The organism is Phycicoccus ginsengisoli, from assembly GCF_054779295.1.
Genome location: NZ_BAAGYN010000011.1, coordinates 1 through 15,936 on the forward strand (window position 1 = coordinate 1; position 15,936 = coordinate 15,936).

The following is a 15,936-nucleotide window of genomic DNA, read 5'->3' on the forward strand; positions in this document are numbered from 1 at the left end:
GTGGGTTGGCGGACCTGGCGAGCACGTATGCGGTGGCGGCGCCGGACCTGGTGCGGGCGGCGACGAACCTGATCACGACGAACACGACGATCGTGACGAGGAAGGACCAGCTGGCGGGGTTCCTGGCCGGGACGGCGGGGTTCGCGAACACGACGGCGGACTTCCTGGACGCCAATGGTGACCGGATCATCCGGGTCGGACAGGTCGGCCGGCCCAGCCTCGAGCTGTTCGCGCGCTACTCCCCGGAGTACCCCTGCATGGCGGCTGCGCTCACGAACTGGATCCCGCGCATCGACCAGGCCTGGCGCGACGCGACCTTCCACATCACCGTCGAGACCACGCCGCAGCGTCCCGGGTACCGCCCAGGGGAGGAGCCCCGGTGGGGCGAGCACCGCGGCCCGAACTGCTACGGCCTGCCCGACCACTACGGCAGCCAGGCGAACCCGCGCAAGGGCATCCACTTCTCCGACGGCACCTCCGGGTCGGGCTCGAGCGCCGGCAGCGCACTGCCCGCCATGTTCACCGGGACCAGCGGCGTCGGCATACCGGACGCCGACGCCGGCCTCGCCGGCACCGAGCAGGAGCAGGCCCTCGTCTCCGCCCTCCTCGGCGCGCAGCGCACCAGCAGCTCCTCGGCCATCACGACGCTGCTCGCCGGACCCATGCTCCGCGGATCGGTGGTGAGCCAACAGTGAGCACCCGTGCCAGCCTGGTCAAGTTCATCGTCTTCGTCGTCGCCACCCTGCTCGCGACCGGCACCCTGGCGGCCACCATCGCCAACACCCAGTTCGGCGACAAGCTCACCTACCACGCGGTCTTCCAGGACGTCACCGGCCTCGCCGCCGGACAGGAGGTCCGCATCGCCGGCGTCCGGGTCGGCGAGGTCAAGGCGATCTCGCTCGACAAGGACCGGGTGCACGCCGACGTCGAGTTCCAGGTGCTCCGGACCAGCGTCCTCACGCAGGGCACCAAGGCGACGATCAAGTACCGCAACCTCGTCGGCGAGCGGTACATCGCGCTCACCCAGGAGGTCGGCGGCGCCACCCCCCTGCGCGACGGCGCGCGGATCCCGCTCGACCACACCCAGTCGGCCCTCGACCTCACGACGCTGTTCAACGGCTTCAAGCCGCTGTTCGCCGCGCTGTCGCCCAAGGACGTCAACGAGCTGTCGAGCAACATCATCAGCGTCCTGCAGGGCGAGGGCGGCAACATCAACTCGCTCCTGGCCAAGACCGCGTCCCTCACCTCGACCCTCGCCGACCGGGACGCCGTCATCGGCCGCACCATCACCAACCTCAACGCCGTGCTCGGCACCGTCGACGCCCACGACGCCGCCCTCAAGGAGCTCATCGACCAGCTCCAGCGGTTCGTCTCCGGGCTCGCCGCCGACCGCAAGACGATCGGGGCCTCGTTGACCAACATCAACTCGCTGACCGCCCAGACCGCCGACCTGCTCAAGGTCACCCGGCCCTCGATCAAGGACGACGTGGCGCAGCTGCAGGCCCTGGGGGCCGACCTCAACAAGCCGTCCAACACCGCGACGTTCGAGAAGTTCCTCTCGAACTCCCCGGGCAAGATCAACACGATCACCCGGACCGCGACCTACGGCTCCTGGTTCAACTTCTACCTCTGCGACTTCAGCGGCTCGATCGTCATCCCGTCGGCCGGCCCGGGGCTGCCCGCGGTCAAGGTCCCGCTGGAGAAGCCGGCCGGCACGTCCTTGAAGAGGTGCTCATGAGCATCCCCTTCCGCGAGCGCAACCCGGTGCCCATCGGCGCGGCCGGGCTCACCATCATCGCCGTCCTGCTCGTGCTGGCCTTCAACATCGACAGCCTCCCGCTGCTCGGGGGCGGCCGGCACTACAGCGCGGCGTTCAGCGAGGCCGGCGGGCTGCTCAAGGGCGACGACGTCCGGATCGCCGGGGTCAAGGTCGGCAAGGTCGAGAAGGTCGACCTCGCCGGTGACCACGTCGTCGTCGACTTCAAGGTCACCGAGCCGGCGTCGTTCGGGCCGCAGACGGGCGCGTCGGTGCGGATGAAGACGCTGCTGGGCCAGAAGTACCTCGCCCTCGAGCCCGGTGGCGGCGGCCAGATGAAGGCCGACTCCCAGATCCCGCTGGACCGCACGGTCTCCTCCTACGACATCGTCAACGCCTTCACCGACCTGGCCACGACGAGCGAGCAGATCGACACCGACCAGCTCGCCAAGTCCCTGACCACCCTCGCCACCGAGTTCAAGGACAGCCCGGCGGACGTCCGGGCCGCGCTCGACGGGCTCGGCCGCCTGTCGCGCACGATCGCCTCCCGCGACGCCGAGCTGAAGCAGCTGCTCGCCTCGGCCAACAGCGTCAGCGGCACCGTGGCCCAGCGCAACAAGGCCGTCGAGTCGATCATCAAGAACGCCGACCTGCTCATGGTGGAGCTCAGCGCGCGCAAGGACGCGATCCACACGCTCTTCACCAACACCTCGGCGATGGCCCAGCAGCTCACCGGGCTCGTCCGGGACAACCGGGCGCAGCTCAAGCCGGCCCTCGACCAGCTGACGAAGGTCCTCGCGACCCTGCAGAAGCACGAGCAGGACCTGAGCGACACGATCGCCGCGATGGCGCCGTTCACCCGGCTGTTCTCCAACGTCCTGGGCAACGGTCGTTGGTTCGACACCTACATCGAGAACCTCACGGCCCCGGTGGCCGTGCCGGGAGGTGGCAAGTGATGGCCCGCGTCCCTGCGCTCCCTCGACTGCCCCGGGTGGGCCTGGTCGGCAAGCTCGTCGCCGCTCTCGCGGTGGTGGCGCTGGCCGCCGGCGCCTACGCCTTCTGGCCACGGCACGACGTGGTCCACGTGACCGGCGAGTTCACCCGGGCCGTCGGCCTGTTCCCGGGCTCGGACGTCCGGATCCTCGGCGTCCAGGTCGGCAAGGTCACCGAGGTCACCCCCCTGGGGGACAAGGTCCGGGTCCGGTTCGAGTTCGACCGGAAGTACAAGGTGCCGGCCGACGCCCAGGCCGCCGTCGTGGCCCCCTCCCTGGTGAGCGACCGCTACGTCCAGCTGCTCCCGGCGTACCACGCGGGCCCGGTCCTGAAGGACGGCGCGCAGATCCCGCTCGAGCGCACCGCGGTCCCGGTGGAGCTCGACCGCATCTCCCAGAGCCTCGACGACCTGCTCGTCGCGCTGGGGCCGGACGGCGCCAACAAGAACGGCGCGTTCGCCGACGCGCTCAAGACCGGTGCCGCCAACCTCGACGGCCAGGGCCAGAACCTGCACGACACCAACCACGACCTGTCCAAGGCGCTCGAGACGCTGTCGGGTGGGCGCAACGACCTCTTCGGGACGGTGAAGAACCTGCAGACCTTCACGACCATGCTCGCCACCAACGACGGGCAGGTCCGGCGGCTCAACGCCGACCTGGCCACCGTCTCCCAGCAGCTCGACGGCGAGCGCGACGACCTGGCCGCCGCCCTGAAGAACCTCGCGGTGGCGCTGTCCGAGGTGAGCTCGTTCGTCCACGACAACCGCGCGGCGCTGACCACCAACCTCGGCCAGCTGGCGTCCGTCACCGGCACGGTCGCCAAGCAGCGCGACGCCCTCGCCGAGACCCTGACCAACGCCCCCGTCGCGATCAGCAACCTCCAGAACGCCTACCACCCGAAGACGGGCACGCTCGACACGCGGGCGAACGTCAACGAGAACTTCAAGCTGAACAACCTCGTCTGCAGCCTGGTCGAGGCGAGCAACAACCCCAGGGCCACGGCCATCTGCGACCAGGCGAAGAAGGCGCTCAAGCCGGTCGAGGACCTGCTGGGCCAGCTCTCCGGCGCCGGCGTGAAGCTGCCGGTCAACCTGCTGTCGGCGATCCCGCAGGACGGGTCCGCGACGGGCTCGGCCGGAACGCAGGCAGGCAGAGCCGACGGCGCCGCCGTGGTGGTGCGGGGCGCCGACCCGACGCTGGGCGGCCTGCTGGGAGGTTCGCGATGAGTGCCGCGTCCGGTCTGCCGAGGGGTCGCCGCCTCCTGACCGGCCTCGCCACCGGCGCGCTGGTGGTGTCCGTGAGCGGGTGCCAGGGCGCGTTCGACCTCCCACTCCCCGGCGGCGCCGCGCAGCACGGCAAGGTCATCCGGGTCACGGCGGAGTTCGCCGACGTCCTCGACCTCGTGCCGCAGTCGTCGGTCAAGGTCGACCAGGTGACCGTGGGCTCGGTGGAGAAGATCGAGCTCAACGGGTGGACGGCCCGCGTGACCCTGCGCATCCCCAGCTCCGTGGACCTGCCCGACAACGCCGTGGCCGAGCTGCGGCAGACCTCGCTGCTCGGCGAGAAGTACGTCGAGCTCGCCCCGCCCACCACGGTGGCCCCCGAGGGGCGGCTCCGTGACGGCGACAACATCCCGCTCGACCGGACCGGGCGCAACCCCGAGGTCGAGGAGGTCCTGTCCGCGATGTCGCTCCTGCTCAACGGCGGTGGGGTCGCCCAGCTCAAGACCATCGAGGTCGAGCTCAACAACGCGATGCGCGGCAACCAGTCGCAGATCCGGGACGTCATCAAGCAGCTCGACACCTTCGTCGGGGGCCTGGACCAGCAGAAGACCGAGATCGTGCGGGCCATCGACAACATCGACAAGCTGGCGGCCAAGCTCGAGGCCCAGAAGGACGACCTGGCCCGGGCCCTGGAGTCGATGCCCCAGGGGCTGAAGGTCCTGGCCGACCAGCGCCAGCAGCTCGTGCAGATGCTCCAGGCGCTCAGCCGCCTCGGCGACGTCGGCACCAGGGTCATCTCCCAGAGCAAGGCCGACACCGCGGCCAACCTCGAGGCACTCCGACCGATCCTCAGCCAGCTCACCAAGGCGGGCGACAACCTGCCGAAGTCGATGCAGCTGCTGCTCACGTACCCGTTCTCCGACGGCACCACGGCCGCGATGAAGGGCGACTACACCAACCTGTCGGCCGACCTCGACCTCAACCTCAAGAACCTCGCCGGCAACCTGTCCGCTGGTTCGGGCGCGCCCGGGGGGTCCGGCGGCTCGGGTGGTGGCGGTGGCGGCGGCCTGCCGATCCCCCCGCTCCCCAGCGTTCCCGGCATACCCAGCACACCGAACGTGCCCCTCCCGAAGTCCACGCCCACGGTCCCGACCTGCTCGATCCCGGTCCTGTGCACGGGAGGTGCCGGATGATCCGCCGCGGCGTCAAGGTGCAGCTGCTCGCCTTCATGCTCATCACCCTCCTCACCGTCTCCGTGCTGTCGGCGAAGTACGTCGGGCTCTACGACCGCGTCGTGGGCGGGCAGTACCGCGTCTCGGCCGACTTCGAGCAGTCGGGCGGCATCTTCGTCGGCTCGGAGGTCACCTACCGCGGCGTCACCGTCGGGCGGGTGGAGAAGCTACGGCTCTCCAGGGACGGCGTGCTCGTCGACGCGCGCATCGACCGCGGGGTGAAGATCCCCAAGGACACCCGGGTCGTCGTGGAGAACCGCTCGGCCGTGGGGGAGCAGTACCTCGACTTCCAGCCCCGGACAGCCGCCGGCCCCGACCTCTCGGACGGCGACACCATCCCGCGCAAGGACACCGGCTACCCACTGCGGGTCGACAACCTGCTGCTCCACCTGGACCACACGGTCAACTCGGTGGACAAGAAGGACCTGCAGGTGGTCGTCGACGAGCTGGGGAAGGGCTTCGCCGACGGCGGCACCGACCTGCAGCGGCTCATCGACAGCGGCGACCGGCTGACCCGATCGGCCACCGAGGCGCTGCCCCAGACGATCCGGCTGATCGACGACGGGCGGATCGTGCTCGACACCCAGCGGGACACCTCCGGGCAGATCAAGACCTTCTCCTCGGACTTCGCCGACCTCACCGCGACCCTCAAGTCCTCCGACGGCGACCTGCGGCTCGTGCTCGACCGCGGCGCCGTCGCCTCCAAGGAGCTCGAGGCGCTCATCCGGGACAACCAGGGCAACCTGGCCGCGCTCCTGGCCAACCTCATCACCATCGGGCAGGTCACGACCTCCCGGGTCGACGGCATCCAGCAGCTGCTCGTCACCTACCCGGACGTCGTCGCGGGCGGCTACACCGTGGTCCCCGGCGACGGCACGGCCCACTTCGGGCTGGCGCTCGCGCAGGACCCGCCGGTCTGCACGCAGGGGTACGGCGGCACGAAGCGGCGCCCGCCGACCGACACCTCCGACGCCAGGGCGAACACCTCGGCCCGGTGCACGGCCCCACGCGGGTCCGGCACGACGGTGCGCGGTGCCCAGAACGCGCCGGGGCCCTCCTCGGGCACCAACTCCTCGGTGCCGCTGGCTTTCGGCGACCAACCCGTATCCCCGGGCATGGCTGCGTCGTTGGGCATTCCGACGCCACAGGTCGCGGTGCCCCTGCCCCCCTCGGGAGGTGAGAGCAGCGATCCCTCGTGGCTGTGGATCATGAAGGAGGCTGCTCGATGACCACGATCACCACCCAGGCCGGGAGGGCGGTGACGGCGACCGAGCGCGATCACGCGCCCGAGCCGAGCACGGACACCCCACCCCGCACCCCGCCCAGGGCCCTGCGCGTCACGCCGAGGCACGTGTGGCTGCTCGCTGCCGTGGTCCTCGTTGCCGCCATCGTGCTCGGGGCCACCTCGGGCCGCGAGTGGTATGCCGCGCGGCAGACCAGCCAGGCGAAGGCCGCGGCCACCGCGGCCGCCCGCCAGCTGGCCATCAACTTCGTCACCGTCGACTACCAGAAGGTCGACGCCGACACCGCCCGGGTCAAGGCGGGCGCGACCGGGGACTTCCTCAAGAGCTACTCCGCCTCCGTGGACGAGCTCAAGAAGGTCCTCGTCGCGAACAAGACCGTCTCCACGGTCCAGCGCACCGAGGCGGCGCTCGTCTCCGGTGACCGCGACTCCGCCGTCGCCCTGGTAGGGGTCGTGGCACCGACGAAGAACACCGCCGTGCCCGGCGGCGAGACCAAGACGTACCGGATGCGCCTGAACCTGCGGAAGGTCGGCGAGACGTGGAAGGTGGAGAACCTTGAGTTCGTCGGCTGACACCAGGACCGCCCCCCGGCGCCGGATCGCGGGGGAGCGGGGCCGGACCCGGCCCGTCCCCACCGCGCCGGGCCAGGCAGGACCCGGCTCGCCCTCCCCGGGGCGGGCTCGTGCAGGCACACCGCGGACCGACCGGGGCCCGCAACCGGCGCCCGACCGCACCCCCCGTGAGCAGAGGAAGCCGTTCAGGGCCCCGTGGGCCGGCTGGCTGGCAGCGCGCCGGACGGCCCGGTCGGCCGGGACCCGGCGCCCGGTCGCTGCCCCACCGCCCGCCTCAGGTCGTCGGCGCTGGGTGGCGCCGGTCACCGCCCTGGTGGTGGCCCTCGCGGCCCTCGGCGTGGTCCTCGGGGTCACCCTGCAGGACGCCGCAGCGCAGGACCGGCTCGACCGGGCCGCGGCCAGCCAGGCGCGGACCTCCGTCGAGCAGCTGCTCAGCTACGACTACAAGACCATCGACCGGCAGGCTGCCCAGGTGGAGGGTCTGCTCACCGGGTCGTTCAAGGGCGAGTTCACCAGCGCCATGGACGACACGATCAAGCCGATGGCGGTGAAGAACCAGACCGTCGTGCAGGCCAGGGTCTCCGACGTGGGCGTGATGAGCTCCTCCCCGACGACGGTCAAGGTCCTCGCCTTCGTCAACCAGGCCCGCGTCGGCGCCGACCAGAAGCAGCCCGTGGTCGACCAGAACCGCGTCATCGCCACCATGACCAAGGTCGGCGACCGCTGGCTCGTGAGCCGGGTCGACGCCTTCTGAGCACCCGCGCGCACCGGTCCTGACCTGCGACGACGTCCCACCCGGGGCGTCGTCGCAGGCGTGTGGGGTCTCGGGCGCCGCGCCACGCCGCCCGCTCCCCTTGACGTCGAGGCATTCGCCCGTCATCCTCGTCTGCGTCGATCCGAACGCGGGGCTTGTGGCCCCGGCGAGACCCCCGTCGACGGCCGTTGCGAGAGCCGGCTGGACACGGTTGGACAGTCCTGCCCTCATGGGTCTATGCTCATCCTTTGCGCTGCCCTCTTTCGCCGACCCCGCCGACACCAGCCCTCCGCCGTGCCCTCCGGCACGGACCTGTAGCCGGTGCTCCCCGTGGCCGAGATGGCGGTCGGCGCGACATCGGTTACAACACAAGGCCCGTGGAAGGACCCCTCCTTGGCTGCCTCGCGCAACGCGACTCAGACTGTGTCCACCGCACGGACGGCTTCCGGCCGTCTGTCCTTCGCGAAGATCCGCGAACCCCTCGAGGTGCCAGACCTCCTCGCACTCCAGACCGAGAGCTTCGACTGGCTCCTCGGCAACGAGCGCTGGCAGGCCCGGGTCGCCGAGGCGAAGGCCGAGGGCCGGGGCGACGTCCCCGACCGCTCCGGCCTGGAGGAGATCTTCGAGGAGATCTCGCCCATCGAGGACTTCAGCGGCTCCATGTCGCTGTCGTTCCGTGACCACCGCTTCGAGGAGGTCAAGTACTCCATCGAGGAGTGCAAGGAGCGCGACCAGACGTACTCCGCCCCGCTGTTCGTCACGGCGGAGTTCATGAACACCACCACCGGTGAGATCAAGAGCCAGACGGTCTTCATGGGCGACTTCCCGCTCATGACCGAGCGCGGCACCTTCATCATCAACGGCACCGAGCGCGTCGTCGTCTCCCAGCTGGTCCGCAGCCCGGGCGTCTACTTCGAGCGCACCCCCGACAAGACCTCCGACAAGGACGTCTACACGTCCAAGGTCATCCCGAGCCGCGGTGCGTGGCTCGAGTTCGAGATCGACAAGCGCGACATGGTCGGCGTGCGCGTCGACCGCAAGCGCAAGCAGTCCGTCACGGTCCTGCTCAAGGCCCTGGGCATGACCGAGGCCGACATCCTCGAGGAGTTCGGCGACTACGAGTCGATGCGCCTCACCCTGGAGAAGGACCACACGGCCGGCCAGGACGACGCGCTGCTCGACATCTACCGCAAGTTGCGCCCGGGCGAGCCGCCGACCCGTGAGGCGGCCCAGACGCTCCTGGACAACCTCTACTTCAACACCAAGCGCTACGACCTGGCCAAGGTCGGTCGCTACAAGATCGACCGCAAGCTGGGCGTGCCCGGTGCGCTGTCGGAGTCGGTGCTGTCGGTCGACGACATCGTCGCGACGATCAAGTACCTCGTCGCCCTGCACGCCGGTGAGTCCACCCTCACGGGCAAGAACGGCGAGGAGGTCGTGGTCGAGGTCGACGACATCGACCACTTCGGCAACCGCCGCCTGCGCAACGTCGGCGAGCTGATCCAGAACCAGGTCCGCACCGGCCTGTCCCGCATGGAGCGCGTCGTCCGCGAGCGCATGACCACGCAGGACGTCGAGGCGATCACCCCGCAGACCCTGATCAACATCCGCCCCGTGGTGGCCTCGATCAAGGAGTTCTTCGGCACCTCGCAGCTCTCGCAGTTCATGGACCAGAACAACCCGCTCGCGGGACTGACGCACAAGCGGCGCCTGTCGGCCCTGGGCCCGGGTGGTCTGTCCCGTGACCGCGCCGGCATGGAGGTCCGCGACGTCCACCCGTCGCACTACGGCCGCATGTGCCCGATCGAGACCCCCGAGGGCCCGAACATCGGCCTCATCGGCTCGCTGGCCTCCTACGGCCGGATCAACGCGTTCGGCTTCATCGAGACGCCGTACCGCAAGGTCGTGAACGGTCGCGTCACCGACGAGATCCACTACCTGTCCGCCGACGAGGAGGACCGGCACGTCATCGCGCAGGCCAACGCCGTCATCGACGCCGAGGGCAACTTCACCGAGGAGCGCGTCCTCGTCCGCACCAAGGGCGGCGAGGTCGACTACATCCCCGGTGAGGACGTCGACTTCATGGACGTCTCGGCCCGCCAGATGGTGTCCGCCGCGACCGCGCTGATCCCGTTCCTCGAGCACGACGACGCCAACCGCGCCCTCATGGGCTCGAACATGCAGCGCCAGGCGGTGCCGCTGGTCAAGTCCGAGGCGCCGCTCGTCGGCACCGGCATGGAGTACCGCGCCGCGCTCGACTCGGGCGACGTCGTCCGGGCCGAGGCTGCCGGTGTGGTCACCGAGGTCTCCGCCGACCTCGTCACCGTCGCCGGTGACGACGGCTCGACCCGCACCTACCGGATCGCCAAGTTCGCGCGGTCCAACCAGGGCACCTCGTACAACCAGGTCGTCGTCGTCAACGAGGGCGACCGGGTCGAGGCCGGCGGCGTCATCGCCGACGGTCCCGCGACCGACGGTGGCGAGATGGCGCTCGGGCGCAACCTGCTCGTGGCGTTCATGCCGTGGGAGGGCCACAACTACGAGGACGCGATCATCCTCAGCCAGCGCCTGGTGCAGGACGACGTCCTCTCCTCGATCCACATCGAGGAGCACGAGGTCGACGCCCGCGACACCAAGCTCGGCCCCGAGGAGATCACCCGGGACATCCCGAACGTCTCCGAGGACGTCCTGGCCGACCTCGACGAGCGCGGCATCATCCGCATCGGCGCCGAGGTCCGCGACGGCGACCTGCTCGTCGGCAAGGTGACGCCCAAGGGCGAGACCGAGCTGACCCCGGAGGAGCGCCTGCTGCGCGCCATCTTCGGTGAGAAGGCCCGCGAGGTCCGCGACACCTCCCTCAAGGTGCCCCACGGCGAGACCGGCACCGTCATCGGCGTCAAGGTCTTCGACAAGGACGAGGGCGACGACCTGCCCCCCGGCGTGAACCAGCTGGTCCGCGTCTACGTGGCCAACAAGCGCAAGATCACCGACGGTGACAAGCTCGCGGGCCGCCACGGCAACAAGGGCGTCATCTCCAAGATCCTGCCGGTCGAGGACATGCCGTTCCTCGAGGACGGCACCCCGGTCGACGTGGTCCTGAACCCGCTCGGCGTCCCCGGCCGCATGAACGTCGGCCAGATCCTCGAGCTCCACCTCGGCTGGGCAGCCAGCCGCGGCTGGGAGATCGCGGAGAACCCGGACTGGGCCAGGCTCATCCCCGAGGACGCACGCCAGGCCCCGGCCGGCACCCGCGTCGCCTCGCCGGTGTTCGACGGTGTGCGCGAGGACGAGATCGTGGGTCTGCTCGACTCGACGCTCAAGACGCGCGACGACGTCCGCCTCATCGACGGCTCGGGCAAGGCCCGGCTCTTCGACGGCCGCTCCGGCGAGCCGTTCCCGGAGCCGGTGTCGGTCGGCTACATGTACATCCTCAAGCTGCACCACCTCGTGGACGACAAGATCCACGCCCGCAGCACCGGCCCGTACTCCATGATCACCCAGCAGCCGCTCGGTGGTAAGGCGCAGTTCGGTGGCCAGCGCTTCGGTGAGATGGAGGTGTGGGCGCTCGAGGCGTACGGCGCCGCCTACGCCCTCCAGGAGCTGCTGACGATCAAGTCCGACGACGTGACCGGCCGCGTGAAGGTCTACGAGGCCATCGTCAAGGGCGACAACATCCCCGAGCCCGGCATCCCCGAGTCCTTCAAGGTGCTCATCAAGGAGATGCAGTCCCTCTGCCTCAATGTCGAGGTCCTCAACAGCGAGGGCACCGCCATCGAGATGAAGGAGTCGGACGAGGACGTCTTCCGCGCGGCGGAGGAGCTCGGTATCGACCTGTCCCGGCGCGAGCCCAGTTCGGTCGAAGAGGTCTGATGCGTGCCGCGTGGTCCCCGGCAGGGGGCCGCGCGGCACACCTCCCCTCACGACCAACCCACAGTTTTCAGCTAGAGACACGGAAGAAGGAACCACGTGCTCGACGTCAACTTCTTTGACGAACTGCGCATCGGCCTGGCCACGGCGGAGGACATCCGCCAGTGGAGCCACGGTGAGGTGAAGAAGCCGGAGACCATCAACTACCGCACCCTGAAGCCGGAGAAGGAGGGCCTGTTCTGCGAGCGCATCTTCGGCCCCACCCGGGACTGGGAGTGCAACTGCGGCAAGTACAAGCGCGTCCGCTTCAAGGGCATCATCTGTGAGCGCTGCGGCGTCGAGGTCACTCGCGCCAAGGTGCGCCGTGAGCGGATGGGCCACATCGAGCTCGCCGCCCCCGTCACCCACATCTGGTACTTCAAGGGCGTCCCGTCGCGCCTCGGGTACCTCCTCGACCTGGCCCCGAAGGACCTCGAGAAGGTCATCTACTTCGCGGCCTACATGATCACGTCGGTCGACGACGAGCAGCGCCACAAGGACCTGCCCTCGCTCGAGGCCCAGATCGAGGTCGAGAAGAAGGAGTTCGAGAACAAGCGCGACTCCGACATCGACTCCCGTGCCAAGCGGCTCGAGGCCGACCTGGCCGAGCTCGAGGCCGAGGGTGCCAAGGCCGACGCCCGCCGCAAGGTGCGCGAGTCCGCCGAGCGCGAGATGAACCAGATCCGCAAGCGCGCGGACCAGCAGATCGAGCGCCTCGAGCAGGTCTGGGACCGGTTCAAGAACCTCAAGGTCCAGGACCTCGAGGGCGACGAGATCCTCTACCGCGAGATGCGCGACCGGTTCGGCCTCTACTTCGAGGGGGGCATGGGCGCGGCGGCGATCCAGAAGCGCCTGCAGACCTTCGACCTCGAGGCCGAGGCCGAGCTGCTGCGCGAGATCATCGCCACCGGCAAGGGCCAGAAGAAGACCCGTGCGCTCAAGCGGCTCAAGGTCGTCACCGCCTTCCAGGCCACGACCAACAAGCCCGACGGCATGGTCCTGGACGCCGTCCCGGTCATCCCCCCGGACCTGCGCCCGATGGTGCAGCTCGACGGTGGCCGCTTCGCGACCTCTGACCTCAACGACCTGTACCGCCGTGTCATCAACCGCAACAACCGCCTCAAGCGACTGCTCGACCTCGGCGCGCCCGAGATCATCGTCAACAACGAGAAGCGGATGCTGCAGGAGGCTGTCGACAGCCTCTTCGACAACGGCCGTCGTGGCCGCCCGGTGACGGGCCCCGGCAACCGTCCGCTGAAGTCGCTGTCCGACATGCTCAAGGGCAAGCAGGGCCGGTTCCGCCAGAACCTGCTCGGCAAGCGCGTCGACTACTCCGGCCGCTCGGTCATCGTCGTCGGCCCGCAGCTCAAGCTGCACCAGTGCGGCCTGCCCAAGCAGATGGCGCTCGAGCTGTTCAAGCCGTTCGTGATGAAGCGCCTGGTCGACCTCGACCACGCGCAGAACATCAAGTCGGCCAAGCGCATGGTCGAGCGGGCCCGCCCGGTCGTGTGGGACGTGCTCGAGGAGGTCATCACCGAGCACCCCGTGCTGCTGAACCGTGCACCCACCCTGCACCGCCTCGGCATCCAGGCCTTCGAGCCGCAGCTGGTCGAGGGCAAGGCCATCCAGATCCACCCGCTCGTCTGCACCGCCTTCAACGCGGACTTCGACGGTGACCAGATGGCCGTGCACGTCCCGCTGTCCGCGGAGGCGCAGGCCGAGGCCCGCATCCTCATGCTGTCCTCGAACAACATCCTCAAGCCGGCCGACGGCCGACCGGTGACCATGCCCACCCAGGACATGATCATCGGCCTGTACCACCTCACCTCCGAGGTGGAGAACGGGAAGGGCTCGGGCCGCGCGTTCTCGAGCGTGTCCGAGGCCCGGATGGCGTTCGACGCCGGCGAGCTCGAGCTCGGCAGCATCGTCAAGATCCGGCTCCTCGACGTCGTCCCGGTGCCCGGCACCGAGCTGCCCGAGGGTGTCGAGCCCGACGAGCAGGGCCAGGTCGCCTCGCTGGTCGTCGAGACCACGCTGGGCCGGGCGCTGTTCAACCAGACGCTGCCGGTGGACTACCCGTTCGTGAACGCGGTCGTCGACAAGAAGCGGCTGTCCTCGATCGTCAACGACCTCGCCGAGCGCTACACCAAGGTGCAGGTCGCGGCGAGCCTGGACGCGCTCAAGGACTACGGCTTCCACTGGGCGACCCGCTCGGGCACCACGGTGGCCATCTCCGACGTCGTCACCCCGCCGCGCAAGATCGAGATCCTCGAGGGCTACGAGACCAAGGCGACCAAGGTCCAGACCCAGTACGAGCGCGGCCTGATCACCGACGACGAGCGTCGCCAGGAGCTCATCGAGATCTGGACCCAGGCGACGAACGAGGTCGCCAAGGAGATGGAGGCCAACCTCCCGAAGACCAACACCATCTACAAGATGGTGTCCTCGGGTGCGCGTGGTAACTGGATGCAGCTGCGGCAGATCGCCGGTATGCGTGGCCTGGTGTCGAACCCGAAGGGTGACATCATCCCGCGCCCGATCCGCGCGAACTTCCGCGAGGGCCTGTCCGTGCTCGAGTTCTTCATCTCCACGCACGGCTCCCGCAAGGGTCTGGCCGACACCGCGCTGCGGACCGCCGACTCCGGCTACCTCACCCGTCGCCTCGTCGACGTGTCGCAGGACGTCATCATCCGTGAGGACGACTGCGGCACCGACCGCGGCCTGACCATGCCGATCGCCCGCAAGACCGCGGACGGCGCCCTGGTCGAGCACGACGACGTGGAGACCTCGGTCTACGCCCGGACGCTCGCGGCCGACGTGGTCAAGGACGGCTCGACCCTGGCCGAGGCCGGCATCGACCTCGGTGACGTGGTCATCGACGCCCTCGTCGCCGCCGGCGTCGAGGAGGTCAAGGTCCGCTCGGTGCTCACCTGTGAGTCCCACGTCGGCACCTGCGCCGCCTGCTACGGCCGCTCGCTGGCCACCGGCAAGCTCGTCGACATCGGCGAGGCCGTCGGCATCATCGCGGCCCAGTCGATCGGTGAGCCCGGTACCCAGCTGACGATGCGCACCTTCCACACCGGTGGTGTGGCCGGTGACGACATCACGCAGGGTCTGCCCCGTGTGGTCGAGCTGTTCGAGGCGCGCACCCCCAAGGGTGTCGCCCCGATCGCCGAGGCGTCGGGTCGCGTGTCCATCGAGGACACCGACAAGACGCGCCGGATCATGCTCACCCCGGACGACGGCTCGGAGGAGCACGCCTACCCGGTCAGCAAGCGCGCGCGCCTGCTGGTCCAGGACGGCGAGCACGTCGAGGTCGGCGCCCAGCTGACGCAGGGGTCGATCGACCCCAAGCAGGTGCTGCGCATCCTCGGGCCGCGTGCGGTCCAGATGCACCTCGTCGACGAGGTCCAGCACGTGTACCGCCAGCAGGGTGTGTCGATCCACGACAAGCACATCGAGGTCATCGTGCGGCAGATGCTGCGCCGGATCACGATCATCGAGTCCGGTGACGCCGACCTGCTCCCCGGTGAGCTGGCCGAGCGCGGCCGGTTCGAGACCGAGAACCGTCGCGTCGTCTCCGAGGGCGGTCGCCCGGCCTCGGGTCGTCCCGAGCTGATGGGCATCACCAAGGCCTCGCTGGCCACGGACTCCTGGCTGTCGGCCGCCTCCTTCCAGGAGACGACCCGCGTCCTCACCGAGGCCGCGATGAACGCCAAGTCGGACCCGCTCCTGGGCCTGAAGGAGAACGTCATCCTCGGCAAGCTGATCCCGGCCGGCACGGGTCTCCCGCGCTACCGGAACATCAAGGTCGAGCCGACCGAGGAGGCCAAGGCCGCGATGTACTCGATGCCGAACTACGAGTACGACTACCCGGTGTTCGGCCCCGGCTCCGGCGAGGCCATCCGCCTCGACGACGCCGAGCTCGGTCTCGACTGAGGTTCCGCACCGCCGCTGAGGGCGGGTGTGCCGGGTGGTCACCACCCGGCACACCCGCCCTCGCGTCTTGGGCACACCGCCGACCCCACTTGTTGCCACCAGATGGTCACCGGGGTCCCGGCGAAGGCTTGTGGTGACCACGAGGTGGCAACAAGTGGGAAACGCGAGGGGCGCGTGCCGCTGCGGTGCGGCATACGCGCGGCGCCCGCGGTGTTGGACCGGGGGAGTGCCGTGCGGGGGACCGCAGCCGGGGCGCCGCCGAACGGATTTGGTCGGCTCCTGCGCAGACGGTATCTTTGAACACTGTGTCTGAGGTGT

At 69.6% G+C, this 15,936-nt stretch carries 10 protein-coding genes; all 10 read left to right on the forward strand.

Translation table 11 applies throughout. The annotated features are described in order from the left end of the window. Nucleotides 1-695 (forward strand): MCE family protein (locus ACYVDO_RS16730; RefSeq protein ID WP_460937981.1); only part of this gene is annotated, 695 nt, incomplete at its 5' end. After that, nucleotides 692-1,738: an MCE family protein gene (locus ACYVDO_RS16735; RefSeq protein WP_460937983.1), complete on the forward strand. Its 1,047-nt coding sequence runs from the start codon at nt 692-694 to the stop codon at nt 1,736-1,738. The genes ACYVDO_RS16730 and ACYVDO_RS16735, both read left to right, overlap by 4 nt. After that, entirely contained in the window at nt 1,735-2,712 is a 978-nt protein-coding gene (locus ACYVDO_RS16740; RefSeq protein WP_460937985.1) for an MCE family protein, read from the forward strand. The genes ACYVDO_RS16735 and ACYVDO_RS16740 overlap by 4 nt, the downstream gene beginning before the upstream one ends. Beyond that, nucleotides 2,712-3,974, forward strand: coding sequence for an MCE family protein (locus tag ACYVDO_RS16745; RefSeq protein WP_460937987.1), 1,263 nt, complete (start codon nt 2,712-2,714; stop codon nt 3,972-3,974). The genes ACYVDO_RS16740 and ACYVDO_RS16745 overlap by 1 nt, the downstream gene beginning before the upstream one ends. Beyond that, complete coding sequence (locus ACYVDO_RS16750) at nt 3,971-5,164, forward strand: MCE family protein (protein ID WP_460937989.1); 1,194 nt, start codon at nt 3,971-3,973, stop codon at nt 5,162-5,164. The genes ACYVDO_RS16745 and ACYVDO_RS16750 overlap by 4 nt, the downstream gene beginning before the upstream one ends. Further along, nucleotides 5,161-6,432 carry an MCE family protein gene (locus ACYVDO_RS16755; RefSeq protein WP_460937990.1) on the forward strand — a complete coding sequence of 424 codons (1,272 nt, stop codon included), beginning with the start codon at nt 5,161-5,163 and terminating at the stop codon, nt 6,430-6,432. The genes ACYVDO_RS16750 and ACYVDO_RS16755 overlap by 4 nt, the downstream gene beginning before the upstream one ends. Beyond that, nucleotides 6,429-7,019, forward strand: a complete 591-nt coding sequence (locus tag ACYVDO_RS16760; RefSeq protein WP_460937992.1) for a hypothetical protein — start codon at nt 6,429-6,431, stop codon at nt 7,017-7,019. The genes ACYVDO_RS16755 and ACYVDO_RS16760 overlap by 4 nt, the downstream gene beginning before the upstream one ends. A 292-nt stretch (nt 7,020-7,311) precedes the next feature. Beyond that, nucleotides 7,312-7,773, forward strand: a complete 462-nt coding sequence (locus ACYVDO_RS16765; protein ID WP_460937994.1) for a hypothetical protein — start codon at nt 7,312-7,314, stop codon at nt 7,771-7,773. 393 nt (nt 7,774-8,166) lie between these two features. Further along, the gene (gene rpoB, locus ACYVDO_RS16770) at nt 8,167-11,643 is read left to right on the forward strand and encodes a DNA-directed RNA polymerase subunit beta (protein WP_460937996.1); all 3,477 of its coding nucleotides are present in this window, start codon (nt 8,167-8,169) and stop codon (nt 11,641-11,643) included. A gap of 96 nt (nt 11,644-11,739) precedes the next feature. Then, complete coding sequence (locus ACYVDO_RS16775; RefSeq protein WP_460937998.1) at nt 11,740-15,618, forward strand: DNA-directed RNA polymerase subunit beta'; 3,879 nt, start codon at nt 11,740-11,742, stop codon at nt 15,616-15,618. Nucleotides 15,619-15,936 lie beyond the last annotated feature (318 nt).